Origin of the sequence: Paenibacillus sp. CFBP13512 (assembly GCF_005233705.1) — a bacterium.
Taxonomy (GTDB): domain Bacteria; phylum Bacillota; class Bacilli; order Paenibacillales; family Paenibacillaceae; genus Saccharibacillus; species Saccharibacillus nuruki.
This window is the reverse complement of record NZ_QGAD01000019.1, coordinates 43102-65759: the sequence shown is the minus strand read 5'-3', so window position 1 is coordinate 65759 and position 22658 is coordinate 43102. Positions and strand designations below refer to the sequence as shown.

The following is a 22658-nucleotide window of genomic DNA, read 5'->3' as shown; positions in this document are numbered from 1 at the left end:
TAATCGGTCGAGGGCTTATCCAAAATCTACAAACGCGATGTTTCAGTTTTCGGATTCAGTTTTCAGGGAGCAACTAACCTGTCTGTATATGATTTAACATGGAGAGATACCCAAGTGGCTATAAGGGGACCCTCTGCTAAGGGGTTAGACTGCGTTAGCGGTGCGAGGGTTCGAATCCCTCTCTCTCCGCCACTAGATCTTATGTTAAATAAGAATAGTGGACAGCATATCATGAAAGACTAGTTTTTAAATGTGGCGGTGTAGCTCAGCTGGCTAGAGCGTACGGTTCATACCCGTGAGGTCGGGGGTTCGATTCCCTTCGCCGCTACCATACATATCCCTGGAGATTTAGCTCAGCTGGGAGAGCATCTGCCTTACAAGCAGAGGGTCGGCGGTTCGATCCCGTCAATCTCCACCACCATATGCCGGTGTAGCTCAGTTGGTAGAGCAACTGACTTGTAATCAGTAGGTCGGGGGTTCAAATCCTCTCGCCGGCACCATTTTTATTTCAAAAAGTTATATAACCCTGGAACCGTGGTGTAGGGGTTAACATGCCTGCCTGTCACGCAGGAGATCGCGGGTTCAAATCCCGTCGGTTCCGCCATTTTTTTAATTAAATAAAATATATAATGAATATGTTATGGCTCGGTAGCTCAGTCGGTAGAGCAGAGGACTGAAAATCCTCGTGTCGGCGGTTCGATTCCGTCCCGAGCCACCATTTTTTGTATTCATTATGGAGGCTTAGCGAAGTGGCCAAACGCAGCAGACTGTAAATCTGTTCTCTCCGAGTTCGGTGGTTCGAATCCATCAGCCTCCACCAGTTTTATTTACTTTAAACTTAATATGAGTCATTAGCTCAGTCGGTAGAGCACCTGACTTTTAATCAGGGTGTCGAAGGTTCGAGCCCTTCATGACTCATCATATTAAAAAGCATCTTGCTAATCAGCAGGGTGCTTTTTGTTTTGTCTGCTTTTTTGTATAATTTGATGGAGTAGTCTTATTATGTTGATTTTTTATCCATATAATAAGTAGCCATAAATGTATGATTCTAGCTATGGAAGGAATTTATGATATGAACTGGAGTACATTAAAAGAACATATTGAATCAATCATAGATTACCGTATTAAAGAACAGTCTGTGGCTGTGAAAGATTGGGAATCAGGTACGTATCGAGCGGGTCGAGAAGAAAGTGGATGGATCGCTGTGAAGCAAGATCTTGATATAGTTACGTTATGGCAGATTCAGCCGAAAGCTATTTCTTTAAACGCTTCTAGTACTTCCAAAGATTCAGAAGAGTCACTCGATAGTGATCATCAACATGTTATCCTTAAGCTTAGATCATTGTTAGAATTATTGTTACCTGCATTTACAGCATCTATGGCTACAGCCAATCAGCCTTCTTCATTGTCTATTCGTGAACAAGGGATACAACAGCTAAGTACTTGGATGACAGAGCAGTTAGATATAGGACAGTCAAAAGCGAGTATTCCGGATGGGTATCTTCTGAAAGAAAGATTAACTAGTTCGATGATTCCTTTTTTATTAATTGCGGATAGTCTTCAGACGGGTGTGCTTACAACCAAAGAATTAGAGAAGCTATTATATAGTTATTTTGGTGGAGAAGTATTATTATTGCCATTATCCCCAAATGAATGGTTTATCCTCACAAATCGTGAACTGATTGAAGATAGTTCTGATTTAAAACAAAGTCATGGTCGTGACTCTGATATAGAAGTAGAAGATACGGAAGAAGATGTACTGATGGATTTTTCATTAGGATTGTATGAATTGATTGCTAGTGAATGGGTAGGTATATTTCATATTGGTGTATCCAAGCCGATTGTTCCTAGTGAACGATTACTGGCCGAAGTCTCTCTATTGAAAGAAACAGTCACTCTAGGTAGACTTTTTCATGTTAAAGATCATATTCATCTACCGTGGGAACTGTCTTTGGAGCGTCTATTGTACCGGATTCCTGATGAAGACCGTGCAGAGTTTGTAGCTAGAGCAGATCAATATTCAGATATGCTGGCTGATGAAGAGACAGTGGCTACGTTGGAGACTTTTTTCAAAATGGACTGTAATGTTAGTGAGACGGCAAAGCAATTGTATATTCATCGTAATACATTATTGTACCGTTTGGACAAAATTAAGCAGGAGACGGAATTGGATGTACGGCGGTTTGAAGACGCTGTTTTGATGAAGTTAACACTGCTATTGTATAAAGTGACAAAAAGCTGATGATTTTTTTGTATAGTTTGTCGATAGATGTCTTGGCGTGATTAGGGTAAGATAATAATAGAAAAAGAAATCGGTTACATAGGCGATCGTTATCACCTTCGCAGCCGTAATTCATAGCTGATTTTACTATTGAAATGAAGTTATAACTTATCGAAAAGATGTTGTAAACTCTAATCAATATTACAAATCAGACTACGGATTGATCAAGGACATATGCTCTATGATGTAACGTTATTACACTTTTAATTACAAAATGACATTCATATTCCAGGGAGGCTATTATTATGGCAGGCGTACGCTTAGAACACATTTTCAAGAAATATCCGGGTTCTGACAAAGCAACAGTTATTGACGTTAATTTGGATATCAAGGATAAAGAGTTCCTAGTACTGGTTGGACCTTCAGGTTGTGGTAAATCTACAACTCTTCGTATGATTGCTGGTCTGGAAGAAATTTCAGAAGGTAAATTGTACATTGGCGATCGCGTTGTTAACGACGTAGCTCCAAAAGACCGCGATATCGCGATGGTATTCCAATCTTACGCTTTGTACCCACATATGGATGTATATTCTAATATGGCGTTTGGTTTGAAATTGCGTAAAGTGAAAAAAGACGAAATCGAAAAACGTGTACGTGAAGCAGCTAAAATTCTCGATATCGAGCATTTGCTAGATCGTAAACCAAAAGCACTTTCTGGTGGTCAACGTCAGCGTGTTGCTTTGGGACGTGCGATTGTCCGTGATCCTCAAGTCTTCTTGATGGATGAGCCTCTTTCTAACTTGGATGCTAAACTTCGTGGTCAGATGCGTGCTGAGATTACTAAACTAGCTAAACGTCTTCAAACGACTGTTATCTATGTAACGCATGATCAGATCGAAGCAATGACAATGGGTGATCGTATCGTTGTTATGAAAGATGGTATTATTCAACAAGCAGCTTCTCCAGAAGAATTGTACAATCACCCACGTAATATGTTCGTAGCGGGCTTTATTGGTTCTCCTACAATGAACTTTATCCGTGGTACATTGTCCGAAAAATCAGGCGGTCTAACATTCAGCGCTGCTGGTGTTGAGCTTGCTATCCCTGGTGGTAAAGCGCAAATCTTGAAAGACCAAGGATTCACAGGTAAAGAAGTGATTCTGGGTGTTCGTCCAGAAGATATTCATGAAGAGCCTGTATTCTTAGAAGCTTCTCCAGCGACTGCTTTTACAGCTAAAGTAGACGTATCTGAGAACTTGGGTCATGAAATGTTGCTATACTTGAGCGGTGTAGGTACAGATACTGTTGTTGCTCGTGTTGATGGTCGTTCCACTACTCGTGATAACGCTACAGCAACTATGGCTATTGATATGAACAAAGTTCATATTTTTGATACAGAATCTCAAGATAACTTGTTCTACACAGATCCTTCTTAATCCGTTACATCATATAACGTAAGAAGTTCTGATTGAACATTCGATAAAAGACTTACTATTCTGGTTTCGATCAGAAGGGTAAGTCTTTTTTTATGATAAAATGCGCATATCGGATAATGAACATGTAGTAGAGTTAGACGTGTAAACAATCTATAGATTTGTAAGTGAATCTGCCAATATAATTGATTTAACTAGCATTTTCTATTACGATGAGTACATTGGACATATTATGTACAGTGCGGAAAAGGATGGTTTGTGAAAAATCTATCTTTTTGGCGATGATCGTTTGGCTTTGGATTATGAATCACATAGAATACACCATACAAGATAAGCAACCTACTTAGAGAAAGGAAGAACAGAATGGCCAAACATGTGAAAGTTTCAGAATTGGTACAAATGTTCCAGCTTGAAGTTGTATCTGGAGGACTTGGCTTAAAACGAAATATTATGGTAGATGACTTGAACCGACCAGGATTAGAAATGGCGGGGTATTTTGAATATTATCCGACAGAACGTGTACAGATTCTAGGTAGAACTGAACTTGCGTTTTTCAAAATGTTAACTCATGAAGAAAAAGCAGATCGTATGAAGCGCCTTTGTAATGATGAGACACCTTGTCTTGTAATTACACGTGGACTTGAAGTACCTGAAGAGTTGATTGCGAGCAGTGAAGAGCATAATGTTCCTGTCTTACGTAGCAATCTGGCGACAACGATTTTATCCAGCCGTATTACAGGCTTTTTGGAGAAAAAATTAGCACCAACGGCTACGATTCATGGTGTATTGGTAGACCTTTATGGTGTAGGGATGCTGATTACAGGTAGTAGTGGTATTGGTAAAAGTGAAACAGCTCTAGAACTCGTCAAACGTGGACATCGCTTGATTGCCGATGATGCGGTAGAAATCCGTCAAACTTCGGATAATCAGCTTCATGGTACAGCTCCTGAATTGATTCGTCACTTACTTGAGATTCGTGGAGTCGGTATTATCAACGTAATGACTTTGTTTGGTGCAGGTGCGATTCGTAACAACAAACGAATTACTCTGGTCGTGCGCTTAGAAGCATGGCAACAAGAGAAACAGTATGATCGTATCGGATTGGATGAGGAAACGACACGTATTATTGATACAGATGTACCTTTAGTAACGATTCCAGTACGTCCAGGACGAAATCTAGCTGTTATTATTGAAGTGGCAGCGATGAACTTCCGCTTAAAACGTATGGGTTATAATGCAGCATTGCAATTTACTCATAAATTAACGGAAACGATTGCTGAAGATCTGGATGAACTGGACTAAGGAGAGTGTTACATGGGGACATCATTAATTAACCCGATTGCTTTCTCAATCGGAGCGCTTCAGGTGCACTGGTACGGATTAATTCTAGGTACCGGCGCATTAGTCGGGTTATTGCTATTAATTCGTGAAGGACGTCGATTCGGGATTCCACAAGAATTTTTTATGGATCTGGTGCTATTCGGTGTTCCTTCCGCTATTATTGCAGCACGTATCTATTATGTAGCATTTCGCTGGCCGGATTATAGAGATAACTTTTGGGATGTTTTTAAAATTTGGAATGGCGGTATCGCTATATATGGTGCATTAATAGGTTCGATTATTTGTGCGATCATTTATACACGTAAAAAAGGATATAGCTTCTGGCGAATTATGGATTTATGTGCACCTTATTTGCTTGTCGGACAAGCGATTGGGCGTTGGGGGAACTTTGTAAATCAGGAAGCCTATGGTGGCCCTGTAGAAGAATCTTTTTTAAGAGGTAATCTTCATTTGCCTGATTTTATCGTCAATCAGATGAATGTGAATGGTGTGTTCCATCATCCTACCTTTTTGTATGAGTCGATCTGGAACCTTGTTGGTGTAATTGCTTTATGTGTATTACGCCGTCGTGCTTTCGTACGTAGTGGAGAGATCTTCTTCTCGTATCTGATCTGGTATGGAATTGGACGCTTCTTTATTGAAGCACTTCGTACAGATAGTCTTACTTTTGAAGGTCCACAATGGTTAGTTGCTATTGTAAATGGTCTTTGGACTCCAATGACATGGTTTGGATTCCAACAGGGAGCGATTGAGCCAGGATACGGAAATATCCGAGTATCCCAATTGTTATCGCTTATCTTGATTGTAGCGGCTATTCTGTTAATCATTATTCGTCGTCGTGCAGGTCTATCTAAAGAGCATTATAGTGATCCTATTGTGTCATCTAAAGTAGCTCAACATGAAGTAGACACAGAACACGATAAAGCTACAGGATCTTCTTCAGCACCAACGGTTGATTCATCATCTACTGCTAAAGATAGATATGATCATCCAAAAGAAGATAAGATTCACAATGAACGCAAGGAGTAGTGAATTTATGATTGATACGGTTTTATTAGATTTGGATGGAACGATTGTAGATACCAATGAGTTGATTATTGCTTCGTTTATCAATACGTTGGAAAGTAATGGATTGAATCCATTAACTAGAGAACAGATTATTCCTCATATGGGATTAACTTTGGAACAGCAACTACGTGCTTTTTCAGGTGTGGACGATGTAACTTCTTATGTTACAGCATATCGTGAGTATAGTGCGATTCATCATGATGCGATGGTGGCTCCTTTTCCAGAAGTGAACGAAGTATTAACACGTTTACAAGCAGCAGGGATTAAATTGGGTGTAGTGACAACCAAAATTCGTCCGAATACGCTCAAAGTATTGGAAATGTTTCAATTGGACCAATTTATGCAGGTGATTATTACACAGGATGATGTTGAGCATACCAAGCCTCATCCTCAACCGATTGAACGTGCTATGGAAGCTCTAGGTTCTTCTCCTGAGCGTACACTGATGGTGGGTGATAGTCCTGCCGATTTGCAGTCTGCATCAGCAGCAGGTGTAATGTCAGCGGCTGTTGCCTGGTCGCTTAAAGGTGAGGAAGAGCTGTCCAAGTATCACCCGCAGTATATTTTGCACAGCATGAGTGATCTATATGAATTGGTGCTTGGCGATACGGTCGATCGATGAGAAAAACCGAGCGTTTTCCTGTCAAAGAGGGACCTAATGCCTTGCGTCAGATTTATCGCACAGTCAGCCCGTGGAAAGGCGTTCGGAACTTTATATGTATTCAAGCTGCGCGGTATTGTCCAATCTTGGAATGGAAAAATTGGATTTACCGCCACTTGCTACATATGGAAGTCGGCAAAGATACGGCTTTTGGACTGATGGTGATGGTGGATGTATTTTTCCCAGAAAAAATAAAGATTGGGACGAATACGGTAATTGGATACAATACAACGATTCTTGCTCATGAATATCTAATTCGTGAATATCGCTTAGGGAATGTAGTGATTGGCGATGAAGTGATGATTGGAGCAAATACTACGATTTTGCCAGGTGTTACGATTGGTGATGGTGCAGTCGTTGCTGCTGGATCGGTTGTGCATACAGATGTAGCCGCAGGTACATTTGTTGGTGGTAATCCGTTGCGTGTCTTAACTAGACGCAATCCAGAGAATACGATAAATCTTACAAATGACGAAGATCTACTGCATTAAATAGCTTTACAAGAGCGTTGTGGTACAAGAGCGCAGCATTTCTGGACTTGTTCGGGAACAGAATAAGTCGAAATATTGCATCATATTGATGTACCATTTTAAAGAATAAGGGGATGCTTTTACATTGAATCAAATAAAGAAGGAACGGCTAACACAGCTTGATTTCTTCCGTGCGATTGCCATTATTGGGGTACTGCATGTTCATTCTACATCGGTGGCAACGACAGAAGCGATGAATACGTCGATTTATTATCTGTTTAATTTTCTAAATATTTTCTTTAAGTATGGAACACCTTCATTTATCTTTTTGAGTAGTTTTGTATTGTTTTATAATTACTATGACAGACCACTTACAGGCAAACTAATCGGGAGCTTTTATAAAAAAAGAATGCTCTATATTTTGTTGCCGTATGTTTTGATATCGGCTTTATATTTCTGGTATAAGCTTGCTCAGCGTGGTCAATTAGATGATCCCCCACTTCAATTGTTAGGGGATTACTGGTATGCGATCACTCATGGTTCTGCCTATACTCATTTGTATTTTGTATTTATTAGTGTGCAGTTCTATCTTCTATTTCCAATTATGCTTGCTTTGCTGAAAAGTCAGCGTTGGGTAGCACGTTGGGCGATTCCAATCGGGCTTGCTTTGCAGTGGGGATTCGTAATCTGGAATAAGTACGATCTTCATTATGCTACAAAAGGCAGTCTGGCGATTTCGTATTTCTCTTACTATATGATGGGTGCATTTGTAGCGATTTATTTCAAACCATTTCGTGCATGGCTCATGAGCAAATGGACAGACATGTCTGAAAGGCAAAGAGTTAGTACGATATTGTTGTGGGGTACTTGGCTAGTTACTGGATTGATCTATGTACAAATCTGGTATAGTGCTCGTATGACCAATGAATGGTTAGATTCGTTAGTTTATGAACTGATGTGGAATGTATATACGATGTTATCTTCATTAGTATTACTTCACTCTGCTTTTATTCTTAATCGGATAGCGCCCAAATGGGTATTAGCGATTATGCGCCGATTAGGAGAATTATCGTTTGCGATTTATTTAGTTCATCCATTTGTATTGGCTTACTATCGTGAAACAAGAGAATTTCTTACATTAGGCACATTAGGTTATTTTATCTGGATCTATGGCGGAATGTTATGTGCATTAATCATTTCAGCCGTCTTCGTACAAATGGTCTTTAGAAGAGTATCGTTCTCATGGGTATTGCTAGGCAGTATTCCAGCTTCATTATCTGGACGACACAAAAACAAAAAACAAGCAAAATCAAATAGTCGTACAACCAAAACAGACGCTGTGAAAAGACCAAGTCCCTAACAGTTGTCATGACATGATTCAGTTGAAGTCTGTATGTGCAAAACCACCTTTAAAGCTAAGGTGGTTTTTTTATTTTCCGGGAAATAATGTGAGATATGATTAGCTAGGATTAGTTAGGTTGATCGTATGGTTAATGATACAATTAGAAATATAAAAATCTGATAAACCCATCTACTTTGGAATACATATTTACAGGTAAAGTTGCGTTGACGGTCGATATCGATTTGTGTTATTATATCCAATATCCTTTACTTTATTAGCAAAGTAACACTTTAAAGCGTTAAAATATTGATCAATTAGAGGTGACTGTTTTGTCCAAGCCCAAAGGATTCGAAAAGCCCGCAGGTGTACGTGATTATCTACCGCATGTTGTAACCAAATTGCGTCATATTGAACGCAATGTACTGGACTGCATGTCTGAGTGGGGCTATCGTCAGATTATAACGCCTACAATGGAATATTATGATACGGTTGGTGTAGCTAGTTCTACATCAGATCGCAAACTATATAAAATGTTAAATAACCGTGGAACAACGATGGTATTACGTTCGGATATGACTACACCGATCGCTCGTGTAATGGGTTCTGTTTTAAAAGAAGAATCATTACCTGTTCGTCTGTCTTATCATGCCAATGTGTTCCGCTCGATTGAAGAAAAAGCGGGACGGGAGACAGAATTTTTTCAAACCGGTGCAGAATTAGTAGGAAATGATTCAGCTGAAGGAGATGCAGAAGTGATTGCTTTAGCGATTGCTTCATTGCAAGCAGCAGGAGTAGAAACATTCAAAATTTCACTCGGACATGTTGGGTTTTTGACAGGCTTATTGGAAGAAGTATTACCGGATCAAACGATCGAACAAGAAGCACTGAAAGAAACGTTGCTTAATCGTGATTTTGTTGGCTTCCGAGAACAGTTAGCACATTTTCAATTGTCTTCAGAACAGCGCCAAGAATTAGAAGGATTGCTTCGTTTGCGTGGAGCGCAAGATATTTGTCGTCAAGCGACAGCGTTAAGTAGTAATCCACGTGCTATCGCTTCGATTCAGCATTTGTGCAAAGTATGGGAAGTGCTAGAAGCGTATGGCGTATCTGAGCATGTGATGATCGATTTAACGATGATCGGAGACTTTTCGTATTATACAGGTATGGTATTTGAAGGGTATGCAGCAGAGCTGGGCTTTCCTGTATGTAGTGGAGGACGGTATGATAATCTGCTTACCCAATTCGGAAGACCTGTAGCTGCTACAGGATTTGCTTTGAAAACGAATCGGATACTGGACGGGGTTAATCTTCTTTTACCACAAGAAGAAGCGCCTGTACTGATCGCTTATGATGTAAATAGTCGACGTGAAGCATTCGCACATGCTACAGAACTTCGTCGTCAAGGCAAAATTGTGATCACTGAACATATCGAAGCGACTCACAGACTAGAACCATCTGCGGATACTCATCCATTAACAGTAAAATATAGTCAGACAATTCGTTTTACCGATGGACAAATCATTTCTATCTAAAACGTAATCAGATATACAGTAAATAACAGGGAGATGTACCCTTCTATGACACAAATTCTTAAAGTTGCGATGCCAAAAGGGCGTATCTATAAAAAGGCAGCAGAGCTTTTTCGTAAAGCAGGGATTGAGGTTCCTTTAGATGTCGATGATTCACGGAAATTAATTGTACATTTACCTGAAGTGGGTATGGAATTTATTCTAGCCAAGCCAGTCGATGTACCGATCTATGTGGAACATGGAGTTGCCGATATCGGTATTGTTGGTAAAGACGTACTGATTGAAGAAAATCGAGCAGTATACGAATTATTGGATCTGGGTATAGCTCGTTGCCGGATGTCTGTAATTGGTCTACCGGATTGGAAGCCCGGTATTCAGCAACGTGTAGCTACCAAGTATCCAAATGTGGCTTCTCAATATTTCCGGGAGCAAGGGCAACAAGTTGAAGTCATTAAATTAAACGGTTCGATCGAGCTTGCACCGATGATTGGTCTTGCTGATCGTATTGTAGATATGGTCGAAACGGGAGAAACATTACGCGAAAACGGATTAGTTGAAATGGAGACTTTATTTGGTATCACCAGTCGCTTGATTGCTAACCGTGTCAGTTATCGGATGAAAAATGAAGAAATTCAACAGCTATGCGATCAATTGCAACGGGTGATTCCAGAGCCAACATGACTTGAATAAATATAAAGTAATCTGTATAGATGGATATATTACACCCTAGATAAACAGAACACAGTGGGACAGATAAGGGGGAAATAACAGTGAAGATCGTATCTGCACGAGATTTTGATTTGCGAAGAGAAGTGGATTATGGATCACCAGAGCAAAATGCAACTGTGAAGCAAATTGTGCAAGATATCAAGCACACTGGAGACCAAGCTTTGTTACAGTATACCAAGCAGTTCGATGGTGCAGACCTAACAGCAGACTTGCTGCGTGTAACCGATGAAGAGTTACAAGCAGCTTATCAAGAAGTAGAACCTTCTTTTGTCCAAGCGATTACAGCGGCGGCTCATAATATTCGTCAATTTCATGAAAAGCAAAAACGTAACTCATGGATGGATCTACAACCGGATGGAAGTCTATTAGGGCAAATCATTCGTCCGCTCAAACGTGTCGGTGTCTATGTTCCCGGTGGAAAAGCAGCTTACCCTTCTTCTGTACTAATGAATGTGATTCCAGCTCAAGTGGCAGGTGTACCAGAGATCGTGATGGTGACCCCTCCTTCAACAGGTGGTAAAGAAGGAATTAACCCTTATATTCTAGTCACCGCAGCAGAAGCAGGAGTGACTGAAATGTATCGTGTCGGTGGAGCTCAAGCGATAGCGGCACTAGCCTATGGTACTCAAAGTATAGAACCGGTGGATAAAATTTGCGGACCGGGTAATATCTATGTTGCACTGGCGAAGCGGGAAGTGTACGGTGTTGTTGATATTGATAGCATTGCAGGCCCAAGCGAAATTGTTGTACTAGCAGATGAATATGCGAATCCAGCTTATATTGCAGCAGACTTGTTGTCTCAAGCGGAACATGATGAGATGGCTTCTGCCATTCTAGTAACTTGTTCTGAACAGCTGGCAGCTGCTGTAGCTTCAGAAGTGCAACAACAATTAGAAACATTGCCTCGTCAAACTATTGCTAATGCTTCGATTCAGAATCATGGAGCAATTATTGTGACAGAAACGATCGCAGAAGGTATTGATGTAGTCAATCGACTTGCTCCTGAGCATCTGGAGATTATGGTCGAACAACCGATGAATTATGTAGGTATGATCGAAAACGCAGGAGCGATTTTCCTCGGAAATTACAGTTCAGAACCAGTAGGCGATTATTTTGCTGGACCGAATCATATTATTCCGACCAATGGAACAGCGCGCTTTTCTTCCCCTGTAGATGTCGATGATTTTATCAAAAAATCAAGTATGATCTATTATAGTAAAGAAGCATTGTTAACGAATGGGAATACGATTATGGAGTTAGCTCGCCATGAAGGATTAGAAGGTCATGCACGCGCAATCGCGATTCGTTTGGAACAAGAAGGTTAAGCTTTGACCCATAGATACTTTAGAACCCAAGCAGGAGGTATAGGTATGTCAACTGAAAACCAGAATCCACGTCAAGCCGATGTCAGCCGTAAAACCAATGAAACGAATATTCAGCTTGCTTTTAACATCGATGGAACAGGTATTTCTGAAATAGAGACAGATGTTCCTTTTCTAAATCATATGTTGGATTTGTTCACCAAGCATGGACATTTCGATCTAAATCTCAAAGCACAAGGTGATATTGAGATTGATGATCATCACACGGTAGAAGATATCGGTATCTGTCTTGGACAGACGCTACGTGAAGCATTAGGTGATAAACGTGGGATTAAACGTTATAGTAGTGTATTTATTCCGATGGATGAAGCTTTGGCACAAGTGGTGATTGATGTGAGTAATCGTCCGCATTTTGAATATCGTGCTGAATATCCTTCTTCACAAGTAGGCAGTTTCCAGACAGAACTGGTTCATGAATTTTTGTGGAAATTTGCTTTAGAAGCGCGAATTACTCTTCATGTCATCGTACATTATGGGCAAAATACGCATCATATGATTGAAGCGATTTTCAAAGCATTAGGACGTGCTGTGGATGAAGCAACAACGATTGATCCACGTGTGACAGGAGTACCTTCGACGAAGGGAGTGCTATAACAGATGGCGATCGCTATTGTTGATTATGGAATAGGCAATCTGCATAGTGTCAGCAAAGCGATTGAACGATTAGGCTATGAAGGTATAGTCACAGGCGATCGTGATGAGATTCTGAATGCAGAGGGTGTCATTTTACCAGGTGTAGGTGCTTTTGGAGATGCAATGAATCATATTCGTGAAGGCGGTATGGATCATGTTGTACTTGAAGTTGCCAACAGTGGTAAGCCTTTGTTGGGTATTTGTCTAGGGATGCAGTTGTTATTTACAGAAGGTGAAGAGCATGGTATTCATCAAGGACTGAATATTTTACCGGGCAAAGTGGTGAAGTTCGAAGATAGTGATTACAAAATTCCGCATATGGGCTGGAATCGACTAGAGTACAAACAACCGGATCATCCTCTTGTGCGTGACCTTTATAACGGGCATGTATACTTCGTTCATTCGTATCATGTCAAACCCGATCATGCAGATGATCTGATTGCTGTATGTGATTATGGGCAACCGGTTACCGCCATTGTAGGACGAGATAATGTATACGGTATGCAATTTCATCCTGAAAAAAGTGGAGAATTGGGTACGTTGTTATTACGCAATTTCTTAGCATTATGTACGGGTGAGCGAACGAATTAAGTTGAAAAGAAATCGTTAAATGGATTTTATATATTTTATCGAATGACTTATATAATCAAGGGGGAAATCATATTGTCTTCTTTTACTATTTATCCTGCTATTGATATTCGAGGAGGTCGCTGTGTTCGTTTGATTCAAGGCGATTACAATCAGGAAACTGTCTATAATGATGATCCTGTGGCTGTAGCTACTGATTTCACAGTAAAAGGAGCACAATATGTCCATCTTGTCGATTTGGATGGTGCCAAAGCAGGGCATCCTGTCAACCATGAGTTAATTGGTCGTATTGCTAATGCTGTGTCTGTACCTGTACAAGTGGGTGGCGGATTACGTACGCTGGCAGATGTAGAGACGTTATTGAATCTTGGTGTCAGTCGTGTCATTATCGGTACAGCGGCTATCGAAGATCGTGAATTTACAGAGTCTGTGTTGGGTACATACGGCAATCGTGTAGCAATCGGTATCGATGCACGTAATGGATTTGTAGCGACTCGTGGCTGGTTAGAGACTTCAGAAGTGAAAGCAGAAGTGTTAGCCAAAGAATTAGCGGCTAAAGGAGCCGAAACGTTTATTTTTACCGATATTTCACGTGATGGTATGATGCAAGGTCCTAATATTGATGCGATTGCAGCAATTGCTCAAGCTTCAGGTAAACAAGTGATTGCTTCTGGTGGAGTAACTGTACTGGATGATCTCGTGAAGTTAGCAGCACGTCGTGAAGAAGGAATTAGCGGAGCTATTGTAGGAAAAGCAATCTATACAGGCAATATTGATCTGGAATTAGCTTTACGTACGATTCAGTAAATGTTATCAAGCTTGAGGAGGGCGAACCATGCTTGCAAAGCGTATTATTCCATGCCTTGATGTTAAAGAAGGGCGAGTCGTCAAAGGTGTGAATTTTGTTAATCTGCGCGATGCAGGTGATCCGGTAGAATTAGCGGCTCTGTATGATCGGGAAGGTGCAGATGAGATTATATTTCTGGATATTTCGGCTTCGATTGAAGGCCGGGAAACGATGATTGATGTTGTGCGCAGAACAGCGGGTGAAATATCGATTCCTTTTACAGTAGGTGGCGGTATTTCTAAAGTCGAAGATATGAAAAATATTCTACGTGCGGGTGCAGACAAGATCGGAATCAATACAGCAGCAGTACTCAATCCGCAATTGATCAATGATGGTTCACAGCGATTCGGAGCACAGTGTATTGTGGTTGCGGTAGATGCGAAGTTCAACTCGGAATGGGGCGAGTGGGAAGTGTACACTCATGGAGGACGCAAACCTACAGGCATTCGTGCATTGGCATGGATCAAAGAAGCGGAACAACGTGGAGCTGGTGAAATTCTACTAACCAGTATGGATGCGGATGGAACCAAAGATGGATTTGATATTGATCTGACTTCCGCTGTCTGTGAAGCGGTTAATATTCCGATTATTGCGTCAGGCGGAGCAGGAACATCAGAGCACTTCTATGATGTATTCACTAAAGGCAAAGCTGATGCCGGGCTAGCGGCTACTATTTTTCATTACAAAGAAATTAGTATTCCTGAGCTTAAAAATCAGTTAAAAGACAAAGGAGTGGAGATTCGATGAGTGGATCTGATTTTCAACACGAGATTATTCATCAGTCTTTATCCTGGGAACAACTGGTCGCTAATATCAAATGGGATGCTGATGGACTTGTACCTGCGATCGTACAGGATGAGAATAGCAAACAAGTACTAATGATGGCTTATATGAATCAAGAGTCGTTACAACGCTCTCTAGACTCTCAAGAGACATGGTTCTGGAGCCGTTCCCGTCAAGAATACTGGCATAAAGGTGGAACATCAGGCAATACCCAACAGATTACATCGCTATCTTATGATTGTGATGGAGATACGTTATTAGTCATGGTTCATGCAAAAGGTCCTGCTTGCCATACAGGCAGAATAAGCTGTTTCTATAATGAGGTGAATGAAGTGGATAATCAACCAACATTTAATAATAATGAAGAACAAGATGCAACGTTATTGGCTTCTGGTAAAGATCGCTTTGCCATTTTAGCAGAATTGGAACAAATGATTGCTGACCGTGATCGTGATCGTCCTGAAGGTGCGTATACAACGTATCTGTTTGAAAAAGGAATCGATAAAATTTTGAAAAAAGTAGGCGAAGAAACGGCTGAAACGATCATTGCAGCTAAAAACCAAGATAATGATGAACTTCGTTATGAAGTTAGTGATCTGATCTATCACTTGTTAGTATTATTGCAAGAACGCAAATTGCCTTTAGATGATGTACTGGCTGAACTGGATCGCCGTCATGAGCGTCCACGCAAAGATTAAGAGCGGAGGCGAAAGTCTATGCGAATAGATTATCATACCCATCATGCACGCTGTGGACATGCTGTAGGTGAGCTAGAAGAGTATGTACAGCGAGGTATCGCTATCGGGTTGTCTCATCTAGGGTTATCGGATCATCTGCCACTGATTCATGTCGATCCTGCAACGTATTATCCTGAAATGGCGATGCCTATGGATGAATTGCCTCGTTATGTTGAAGAATGTCTGATGCTCAAAGAAAAGTACCGTGATCAAATTGCGATCAAAGTTGGTTTGGAAGCAGACTATATTGAAGGATATGAAGAGAAGATTCAGCATATTCTGAATCAGTATCCTTTTGATTATGTGATTGGTTCGGTTCATTTTCTAGGAGAGTGGGATATCTCCGATTTTCGCCAGACCGCAGGTTGGGAAGGTAAGCATGTACTGGATGTGTATCGCCAGTATTATGATGCAATCAGCAAAGCGTGTGCGACAGGATTTTATGATATTGTAGGGCATTTGGATGTGATTAAGCGCTTTGGTTATGTGCCTTTGCCAGAAGAGACAGAGGAGCGTATCGCTCTGGAAGATATGGCGCTACAAGCAGTAAAACAGGCAGATATGGTGATGGAGCTTAATTCATCCGGTCTATCTAAAGTCTGCAAAGAAATCTTCCCCAGTCGTCGTATCGTGGAGCAAGCGATTGCGCTTGATATTCCGTTAACGCTAGGCTCTGATGCTCATGATCCGTTGAAATTAAGCGATCATTTGGATGAAGCTAGAGCATTGTTGCAAGAGTTAAATGTGCAGCAATTGGCAGTGTTTGAACAACGTCAACGTTCGTTTGTTCCTTTAAATGGATAAAAAATAACCCTTTAGCTGAATTCAGTTAAAGGGTTATTTATATGGTATATCAGGCTATATTATTGGTCTTGTTTGAAATGTACTTACGAGTACGATTATACTTTTTGTGGTTTACCACCAGAAGGTAAAGTAGCAGATGAATCAGTAGATGTTGTATTCACATTAGTATCAGATGTAACTACAGTTGTACCACTATCTGTAGGTCCTTCAGGTAGAGTATTCACACCATCCCGTTCAGCTTTGCGTGCTTTACGACGCTCGTTCAAGATCAGTAAGAAGATCACGAACAGAATACAAGTGATAAGAATCAAGAATCCACCTAACTCTTGTGAAAAGTATTTTAGATCTCCACCACGGAAACCAAGTCCGCGTAAAAATTTGAAATGCCAGGATAGAGGTAATGCATGACTGACCTGTTGCAAAATAGGTGGTAACAACGCTACAGGAATCTGAGCACCACTTAAAATAAAGGATGGTAACAGGATCATCGTAATTCGACCTGCTGCTTTGGCAGGAGAGGAAGCACTCCAACCGACCATCATACATAGTAACGATAAAGCGATGGTATACATAATGAATGGAATAAATAACTGAAATACATTCGCTTCAAATCGTAATCCGCCTACTTGTTTGAGACAACCCATAACCAAGTACATCGAAGCTGTCGCAATTAAAGAGTAAGGAATAACTCGGAAAACGATGCTAAGTGGTTTCTGTACCATACCTGCAAGTAAACCTTGTTCACGTAGACGCGGTACGATCCCCAGTGTGGCTCCACCTAGAATCGATAGAAACACCGTATTTACAAATCCGATAACTGAACTCATTAACATGTTATTCGTAGGGTTATACAGTAATCGAGTCTGCAAATTGAGTCCTGTAGATAAATTAGTAGCCTGTGTAGCGTTCAGTCCCATCGCTACAAGCTTTCCTGAAGAAGCAGTAGAGTTCTCTGCTGTGATGACTTCAGTAGCCCCTGTACGCAAGCTAGCAGTCGCTGTCGACAAAGCTGTATCCACGTAGAATCCAATATTGCTTTGGTTCCCTTGAGCGCGAGCTTTCTCTAAGCCTGCTGGCAAATAAATAACACCTAAATATTTTTCATTGTACAAAAAATCATTTGGATCTGTGTAGTTGTACGTAATGTAATTAATATCAATATACTGATCAGCATCGAGTTGTTCAATCAGATGTTGACTGTATGTGCTGTGATCCATATCGACCACAGCAACAGGTGCTTCATTTAATTGATTGTTTTTAAAAACATAGCCAAAAGCGGCTGAAATAATCAATGGAGCAATAATGATAATGAAAATAAATTTACCATTCAGAATGAGCTTGAATTCATCAATTATTGCTTTCATTGGTTAGAACCTCCACCGTCATTCCCGGCAGCAATTCAGATGTGCGTTTCACATCGACACGCACAATGAAAGAAGTTGTGTCGGCTTGACCTTTTTCACGGCTCATCCGCAAAGCAGCATACTGTGGTGCAGATGTAATATAACGAACAGTACCTTGTACATCTTTATTAAGTGAAATCACATCTGTTTTCACTTTAGCGCCAGCTTTGAACGTTTTGATATTTTCTTCGCCAACATAAAGGTCATAATACAATTTACCTGTTTCGATCACGACTACCGGTGTACCCGCAGAAACATTTTCGCCTACTTTGGGTACGACACGAGTTACTTTACCGTCTACCGCTGCTTTTAGCACACGACGATTTTTTTGAACGTTTAGTGTATCTAGGTTGATTTGCAATGAATCTTTTTGTTTTTGTAATAATTCGATATTGTATTTACCGTTACCGATATCTTCTTGCCCTTGTTGAATTTGTTTTAAAGCTTGTTGAGCTTGTGCTACTTTGAGACTAGCTTGCTCACGATCTTCAGCAGTTGCTCCATTTTTCATTTTTTCAAGTGCAGTTTCTTGTGCTTTTACTTGATTACCTGTGAGTTCTACTTGTTTTTGCGCAGTCGCTAATTGATCTTGTGCGCTTTGTAATTGTTTATTTGCGGTATCTACAGCATTTTGAGCACTATCTACACTCGCTTGTGTAGCTAATCCATTATCAAAAAGAGATTTGTTACGATCAAAGCTAGTTTGAGCGAAATCAGCAGCTTGTTGAGCAGCTGATACAGCCGTTTGTGCAGAAGTCACTGAATTATTCGCAATTTCGACTGATTTTTTAGCCGAATCGACAGCGATTTCTTGGCTGGTAATATCTTCGGCACGAGCGCCTTGATTGACTTGAGTCTCTGCTAGTTGAGCCGCTTGAATATTTAATTTAGCATTGGCTTCTTGTTCTGCTAATTTATTAGCTTGACTGGTTAAAGAGCTTCTAGCTTGACTGATTTGGACATCGACTTGAGACATTTGTTCTTTGATTCCTTTGATTTGCAAATCAATATCATTGGTATCTAACGTCATCAGAACTTGTCCTTTTTTCACACGTTGCTCTTCGATAACTTTAACAGAGCTTAATTTACCAGCTTGTCCTTCAAATGAACTGTTCACAGTATCAATAGTGAGGACACCTTCTTTTTTGAGAGCAGCCATAGAGACAGCATCTTTACCATGCATAGTTAGTAAGTATCCACCTATACCTAGGGCAGCTATTAATACAACAATAGGGATTAGTTTTACGATTTTCACTTGTTTGTGCTCCTGTTCTTCATCAATTAAATATCATTTTTTTAATATAAAATTCAAACTATCTCCTCGACGTTATCTTAAAAAGATATGGTACGGGGGCTGATAGTAAGGTTCCGTATTACTTTGCCAAAAAAAAAGTTAACCTTGTTTAGATGTTTCTAGTCCTGCTTGAATCTTGTACAATAAACGATGTAGCACTTTTTGTTCATCATCGGTTAGCTGAGACATCATTCTATCAATCTGTTCCATATAGATAGGAAGGGTGTCATGAATCAATTGCTTACCTTCATCGGTTAAATGAATAGAGGTCATTCGGCGATCCTCATGTGCACCACGTCGAATTAATCCGTCTTTTTCCAGACCATTAATGAGTCCAGTCATTGTTGAACGAGTTACACCTGAATATTCAGCAAGATCGGAAGGTTGTAGCGGTTTTTTGCGTAACAATAATGGCACCAAAATACGCATTTTACTTGGTGATAGTCCATGTCTAGCAAGCAAAGTGGATGTTTCATTAAATATTTCATGCGAAGTACGAATTAATAAAATCGAAGTACGCATACAATCGATATTGAAATCAGGGTATAATTTACTTAATTCGCTTAATTTGTCCATCTCTTCCGATGGAGTGTGCTCATCAGATGATTCTATTATCGACATTTTCTTCACCTTTCTTTAGGGCAAAACTAACATTTCAATAATAACGGCTTATGACTTGATTAACATATTGTACGGTTCCGTACTACATTTAGTCAAGAAAATTTTATGAAAGTTTCTGAATATGGTTTTCTTTAACGCTTTATAATGGTTTCCGGTATGATAGAAATAAATAATCTATCTGTAACTACCGATAATATAATGTTAGGTTGACGGAGTCTGGATATGAAATAGGAGGCGCTTATGAAAGATAAATTACGTATTTTCTCAGGATCATCTTGCCCGGAGTTAGCAGCTCAGATTGCCGAGCGACTCGGTGTACAGCTAGGCAAAATTAAATTATCTCAATTCAAAAGTGGCGAAACCTATGTTCATTATGAAGAAAGTATTCGTAATATGGATGTATTTTTGGTGCAATCGTTATCGCATCCGATCAATGAAATGTTTGTCCAATTATTAGTGATGATTGATGCGGCGAAGCGTGCTTCTGCGCGTACAATCAATATCATCGTTCCTTATTATGGATATGCAAGACAAGAACGCAAGTCCGCTCCACGTGAACCGATTTCTGCCAAAATGGTAGCTGATGTACTGACAACAGTAGGTGCTCATCGTGTGATTACAATTGATCTGCACGCATCGGCTATTCAAGGATTTTTCAATATTCCTGTTGATCACCTGACAGCTCTGGATCTGATCAGTGGTTATCTTAAAACGAAAAAAATAGAAGACGCTGTCGTGGTATCTCCTGACGCTGGCCGAGCTTCTATGGCGGAAAAGTTAGCTAATCGTCTGGATTCTCCTTTTGCCATGATGATCAAAAAACGTCCGGCACATAATGAATCGGTTATTACGCATGTGATCGGTAATGTAGAAGGCAAAACGCCTATTATTATCGAAGACTTGATTGATACAGGAACAACGATTATTAATGTAGTCGAAAGTTTGAAAGAGCGTGGAGCCAAAGAAGTGATCGTCTGTGCTACCCATGGTCTGTTCTCAGGAGCAGCTTTGCAACGTTTGGATCATCCGTATATTCGTGAACTGGTTGTGACGGATTCGATCAGCTTACCTCCAGGACATCTGGATCGCTTAACTGTATTATCGGTTTCGCCGATGCTTGCTCATGCCGTACGCATCATTATGGAAGGTGGCTCTATCGCTACTTTATTCAGTGATGCAGGAATCTAATTATGCTTTGGTAGTAGGGTGATAGAACCGTAGCTTTAGTGTGTCAGAGGGATATGATATACTTACTTGATAATGATTTTTACATGACAATCATAGTCGTCTAATTCTAAATAAATGATATAACTATTGATAAATGTGGTATAGAAACAAAGGAGGTGCCTTGATCCGGTGAATGATTATAAGCGAAAAGTAGAAGAAGATGGGCGTAAAGTCATCTCTCTTCATTGGGATGCTAACTTCTTTTTCGAAAGAGCTGTCCGTTCATTAGACCGTCATCATTATGACAAGGCATTGAAATATTTTCAAAAAGCTGTTGAATATGAACCTAATAATCCTGTGAATCATTGCAATCTAGCGGGTATATTATCTGAGATGGGTAATTATGAAGGATCGAACCAAGTACTTGCTGATATTCTGGACGGCGTAGACCCTGCAATGGTTGAATGTCATTTTTATATGGCGAATAATTATGCCAATATGAGTCAATTTGAACAAGCAGAGACTTCATTGTTAACCTACCTTGATTTAGATAAAGAAGGTCAATTTCTAGACGAGGCTGGCGAAATGATGGAGCTATTGAATAAAGAATTGAAGCGTTCATCAAGTACCGATTCACATACGCAGTTACCTGTGAGTGATTACGATGCAGCTCAGCGTTTATTGCAGCAAGGGCATTTTTCAGAAGCATCTGAAAGCCTAAAGCAGATCATAGCGGTGCAACCTGATCTGCATGAAGCACGTAATCAGTTAGCGATTGCGCTGTACTATCAAGGGAAGATTACAGAAGCGGCTATACAGATTGAAGAGGTTCTTTTACAAGATCCGTATCATTTGCATGGGTTATGTAATCAAGTGATTTTGATGCAACATCTCGGACAGACGGAACAAGTGAAGCAACGTATGAATATTCTGAAACGAATGATTCCTTTTCAACAAGAACATTTGTTAAAGTTAGCGACTACACTTGGTATGTTGGGTGAACATCAATTAGCGTACACGTATTTTCGTAAGCTGATCAAACAGCAAGAATCGGTTCATCAATGGGTGATTTATCATTATGCGGCAACAGCAGCCTGTCATTTGCAAAAGGCAGATGAAGCTCAGAAGTTATGGCAGATGATTTTGCGCTTTGAGCCAGAAGCGGAAGTGCCTGCATTTTATATGGAACATTTGGAACAGATTAAGCTTGGTGAGTTGATGCCTTCGTATCAGTATCAGTTGTTATCTCCATCAACAAGTACAGCGTATCCCAGCGTGAGTATTGAACATTATATGTATGCAGAACCTACATATATTCAATTGCTCCATATGTTAGCTCATGGAAATGAACAACAACAGCTACGTGCGCTTCAATCTTACGTATTTGATGATAATGATGAAGTGTATCAAGCTTTACGCCAATTGTTGATCCAGCCACAGATTTCAGAGACATTACGTACTGAAGTCAAGCGGGTATTACGACAATGGACAGCAGCACAGACATTGCCGACTGACTATTTTAGAGTGGATACAGAACTTGCAAAGTCTAGTCTACCTATTGTAGATTAGAAAGCTTGTCACATATATCTTTTAACTACATCAAGG

21 protein-coding genes and 8 tRNA genes are annotated in these 22658 nt (G+C 40.3%); 26 read left to right on the top strand and 3 right to left on the bottom strand.

Annotated elements, in window-relative coordinates; genetic code table 11:
• The first annotated feature begins 100 nt into the window (after positions 1-100).
• The 24 genes from PaeCFBP13512_RS19970 to hisJ all read left to right on the top strand — a co-directional run bounded on the left by PaeCFBP13512_RS19970 (position 101) and on the right by hisJ (position 16568).
• A tRNA-Ser gene (locus tag PaeCFBP13512_RS19970) sits at positions 101-192 on the top strand.
• Positions 193-254: 62 nt separating this feature from the next.
• Positions 255-331, top strand: a tRNA-Met gene (locus tag PaeCFBP13512_RS19965).
• Positions 332-342: 11 nt separating this feature from the next.
• Positions 343-418, top strand: a tRNA-Val gene (locus tag PaeCFBP13512_RS19960).
• Between the two features lie 6 nt (positions 419-424).
• Positions 425-500: transfer RNA gene (locus PaeCFBP13512_RS19955), tRNA-Thr, on the top strand.
• 28 nt (positions 501-528) lie between these two features.
• Positions 529-604, top strand: a tRNA-Asp gene (locus tag PaeCFBP13512_RS19950).
• Between the two features lie 38 nt (positions 605-642).
• Positions 643-718 (top strand) — tRNA-Phe (locus tag PaeCFBP13512_RS19945).
• A gap of 17 nt (positions 719-735) precedes the next feature.
• A tRNA-Tyr gene (locus PaeCFBP13512_RS19940) sits at positions 736-820 on the top strand.
• Positions 821-845: 25 nt separating this feature from the next.
• Positions 846-918, top strand: a tRNA-Lys gene (locus PaeCFBP13512_RS19935).
• Between the two features lie 154 nt (positions 919-1072).
• Positions 1073-2242, top strand: coding sequence for a PucR family transcriptional regulator (locus tag PaeCFBP13512_RS19930; protein ID WP_241669442.1), 1170 nt, complete (start codon positions 1073-1075; stop codon positions 2240-2242).
• Between the two features lie 284 nt (positions 2243-2526).
• A complete protein-coding gene (locus tag PaeCFBP13512_RS19925; RefSeq protein WP_069325845.1) occupies positions 2527-3657 on the top strand; it encodes an ABC transporter ATP-binding protein in 1131 nt (376 codons plus the stop codon).
• Positions 3658-4017: 360 nt separating this feature from the next.
• On the top strand, positions 4018-4956 hold the full coding sequence (hprK, locus tag PaeCFBP13512_RS19920; protein ID WP_069325844.1) for an HPr(Ser) kinase/phosphatase: 939 nt from the start codon (positions 4018-4020) through the stop codon (positions 4954-4956).
• A gap of 12 nt (positions 4957-4968) precedes the next feature.
• Complete coding sequence (lgt, locus tag PaeCFBP13512_RS19915; RefSeq protein WP_083243291.1) at positions 4969-6024, top strand: prolipoprotein diacylglyceryl transferase; 1056 nt, start codon at positions 4969-4971, stop codon at positions 6022-6024.
• A 7-nt stretch (positions 6025-6031) separates the two neighbouring features.
• Positions 6032-6685: a pyrophosphatase PpaX gene (ppaX, locus tag PaeCFBP13512_RS19910; RefSeq protein ID WP_137225568.1), complete on the top strand. Its 654-nt coding sequence runs from the start codon at positions 6032-6034 to the stop codon at positions 6683-6685.
• Positions 6682-7215, top strand: coding sequence for an acyltransferase (locus PaeCFBP13512_RS19905; protein ID WP_137225566.1), 534 nt, complete (start codon positions 6682-6684; stop codon positions 7213-7215). The genes ppaX and PaeCFBP13512_RS19905 overlap by 4 nt, the downstream gene beginning before the upstream one ends.
• Positions 7216-7339: 124 nt before the next feature.
• Positions 7340-8554: an acyltransferase gene (locus tag PaeCFBP13512_RS19900; protein ID WP_137225564.1), complete on the top strand. Its 1215-nt coding sequence runs from the start codon at positions 7340-7342 to the stop codon at positions 8552-8554.
• A gap of 311 nt (positions 8555-8865) precedes the next feature.
• The gene (locus tag PaeCFBP13512_RS19895; protein WP_069325840.1) at positions 8866-10068 is read left to right on the top strand and encodes an ATP phosphoribosyltransferase regulatory subunit; all 1203 of its coding nucleotides are present in this window, start codon (positions 8866-8868) and stop codon (positions 10066-10068) included.
• 45 nt (positions 10069-10113) lie between these two features.
• Positions 10114-10746 (top strand): ATP phosphoribosyltransferase, encoded by a 633-nt coding sequence (hisG, locus tag PaeCFBP13512_RS19890; protein ID WP_069325839.1) that lies wholly within the window; start codon positions 10114-10116, stop codon positions 10744-10746.
• A gap of 89 nt (positions 10747-10835) precedes the next feature.
• Positions 10836-12119: a histidinol dehydrogenase gene (gene hisD / locus PaeCFBP13512_RS19885; RefSeq protein ID WP_137225562.1), complete on the top strand. Its 1284-nt coding sequence runs from the start codon at positions 10836-10838 to the stop codon at positions 12117-12119.
• A 45-nt stretch (positions 12120-12164) separates the two neighbouring features.
• Positions 12165-12770: an imidazoleglycerol-phosphate dehydratase HisB gene (hisB, locus tag PaeCFBP13512_RS19880; RefSeq protein ID WP_137225560.1), complete on the top strand. Its 606-nt coding sequence runs from the start codon at positions 12165-12167 to the stop codon at positions 12768-12770.
• A 3-nt stretch (positions 12771-12773) separates the two neighbouring features.
• Positions 12774-13400 carry an imidazole glycerol phosphate synthase subunit HisH gene (hisH, locus tag PaeCFBP13512_RS19875; protein WP_137225558.1) on the top strand — a complete coding sequence of 209 codons (627 nt, stop codon included), beginning with the start codon at positions 12774-12776 and terminating at the stop codon, positions 13398-13400.
• A gap of 72 nt (positions 13401-13472) precedes the next feature.
• Positions 13473-14204, top strand: coding sequence for a 1-(5-phosphoribosyl)-5-[(5-phosphoribosylamino)methylideneamino]imidazole-4-carboxamide isomerase (gene hisA / locus PaeCFBP13512_RS19870; protein WP_193555971.1), 732 nt, complete (start codon positions 13473-13475; stop codon positions 14202-14204).
• Positions 14205-14232: 28 nt separating this feature from the next.
• On the top strand, positions 14233-14991 hold the full coding sequence (gene hisF, locus PaeCFBP13512_RS19865; RefSeq protein ID WP_137225557.1) for an imidazole glycerol phosphate synthase subunit HisF: 759 nt from the start codon (positions 14233-14235) through the stop codon (positions 14989-14991).
• Positions 14988-15725, top strand: coding sequence for a bifunctional phosphoribosyl-AMP cyclohydrolase/phosphoribosyl-ATP diphosphatase HisIE (gene hisIE, locus PaeCFBP13512_RS19860; RefSeq protein ID WP_137225555.1), 738 nt, complete (start codon positions 14988-14990; stop codon positions 15723-15725). Before hisF ends, hisIE begins: the two co-directional genes overlap by 4 nt.
• Before the next feature lie 18 nt (positions 15726-15743).
• On the top strand, positions 15744-16568 hold the full coding sequence (gene hisJ / locus PaeCFBP13512_RS19855; RefSeq protein ID WP_137225553.1) for a histidinol-phosphatase HisJ: 825 nt from the start codon (positions 15744-15746) through the stop codon (positions 16566-16568).
• Between the two features lie 95 nt (positions 16569-16663).
• On the opposite strand, the gene PaeCFBP13512_RS19850 is transcribed toward hisJ, so the two are convergent.
• The 3 genes from PaeCFBP13512_RS19850 to PaeCFBP13512_RS19840 form a co-directional block, all read right to left on the bottom strand.
• Positions 16664-17932, bottom strand: a complete 1269-nt coding sequence (locus PaeCFBP13512_RS19850) for an ABC transporter permease (RefSeq protein ID WP_137225551.1) — start codon at positions 17930-17932, stop codon at positions 16664-16666.
• Positions 17916-19226, bottom strand: a complete 1311-nt coding sequence (locus PaeCFBP13512_RS19845; protein ID WP_241669441.1) for an HlyD family secretion protein — start codon at positions 19224-19226, stop codon at positions 17916-17918. Before PaeCFBP13512_RS19845 ends, PaeCFBP13512_RS19850 begins: the two co-directional genes overlap by 17 nt.
• A gap of 138 nt (positions 19227-19364) precedes the next feature.
• Positions 19365-19886 carry a MarR family winged helix-turn-helix transcriptional regulator gene (locus PaeCFBP13512_RS19840; protein ID WP_069325831.1) on the bottom strand — a complete coding sequence of 174 codons (522 nt, stop codon included), beginning with the start codon at positions 19884-19886 and terminating at the stop codon, positions 19365-19367.
• Between the two features lie 240 nt (positions 19887-20126).
• Here PaeCFBP13512_RS19840 and PaeCFBP13512_RS19835 point away from each other — a divergent pair, with 240 nt between their 5' ends.
• Positions 20127-21074 carry a ribose-phosphate diphosphokinase gene (locus tag PaeCFBP13512_RS19835; protein WP_069325830.1) on the top strand — a complete coding sequence of 316 codons (948 nt, stop codon included), beginning with the start codon at positions 20127-20129 and terminating at the stop codon, positions 21072-21074.
• Positions 21075-21242: 168 nt separating this feature from the next.
• Positions 21243-22622, top strand: a complete 1380-nt coding sequence (locus PaeCFBP13512_RS19830) for a tetratricopeptide repeat protein (RefSeq protein WP_137225549.1) — start codon at positions 21243-21245, stop codon at positions 22620-22622.
• Positions 22623-22658 lie beyond the last annotated feature (36 nt).

What these genes read in the sequence shown, in the direction of transcription:
- PaeCFBP13512_RS19930 (WP_241669442.1), top strand. Translation starts at nt 1,073, where the DNA reads ATGAACTGGAGTACATTAAAAGAACATATTGAATCAATCATAGATTAC.
- PaeCFBP13512_RS19925 (WP_069325845.1), top strand. Translation starts at nt 2,527, where the DNA reads ATGGCAGGCGTACGCTTAGAACACATTTTCAAGAAATATCCGGGTTCT.
- hprK (WP_069325844.1), top strand. Translation starts at nt 4,018, where the DNA reads ATGGCCAAACATGTGAAAGTTTCAGAATTGGTACAAATGTTCCAGCTT.
- lgt (WP_083243291.1), top strand. Translation starts at nt 4,969, where the DNA reads ATGGGGACATCATTAATTAACCCGATTGCTTTCTCAATCGGAGCGCTT.
- ppaX (WP_137225568.1), top strand. Translation starts at nt 6,032, where the DNA reads ATGATTGATACGGTTTTATTAGATTTGGATGGAACGATTGTAGATACC.
- PaeCFBP13512_RS19905 (WP_137225566.1), top strand. Translation starts at nt 6,682, where the DNA reads ATGAGAAAAACCGAGCGTTTTCCTGTCAAAGAGGGACCTAATGCCTTG.
- hisG (WP_069325839.1), top strand. Translation starts at nt 10,114, where the DNA reads ATGACACAAATTCTTAAAGTTGCGATGCCAAAAGGGCGTATCTATAAA.
- hisB (WP_137225560.1), top strand. Translation starts at nt 12,165, where the DNA reads ATGTCAACTGAAAACCAGAATCCACGTCAAGCCGATGTCAGCCGTAAA.
- hisH (WP_137225558.1), top strand. Translation starts at nt 12,774, where the DNA reads ATGGCGATCGCTATTGTTGATTATGGAATAGGCAATCTGCATAGTGTC.
- hisF (WP_137225557.1), top strand. Translation starts at nt 14,233, where the DNA reads ATGCTTGCAAAGCGTATTATTCCATGCCTTGATGTTAAAGAAGGGCGA.
- hisIE (WP_137225555.1), top strand. Translation starts at nt 14,988, where the DNA reads ATGAGTGGATCTGATTTTCAACACGAGATTATTCATCAGTCTTTATCC.
- hisJ (WP_137225553.1), top strand. Translation starts at nt 15,744, where the DNA reads ATGCGAATAGATTATCATACCCATCATGCACGCTGTGGACATGCTGTA.
- PaeCFBP13512_RS19850 (WP_137225551.1), bottom strand. Translation starts at nt 17,932, where the DNA reads ATGAAAGCAATAATTGATGAATTCAAGCTCATTCTGAATGGTAAATTT.
- PaeCFBP13512_RS19840 (WP_069325831.1), bottom strand. Translation starts at nt 19,886, where the DNA reads ATGTCGATAATAGAATCATCTGATGAGCACACTCCATCGGAAGAGATG.
- PaeCFBP13512_RS19835 (WP_069325830.1), top strand. Translation starts at nt 20,127, where the DNA reads ATGAAAGATAAATTACGTATTTTCTCAGGATCATCTTGCCCGGAGTTA.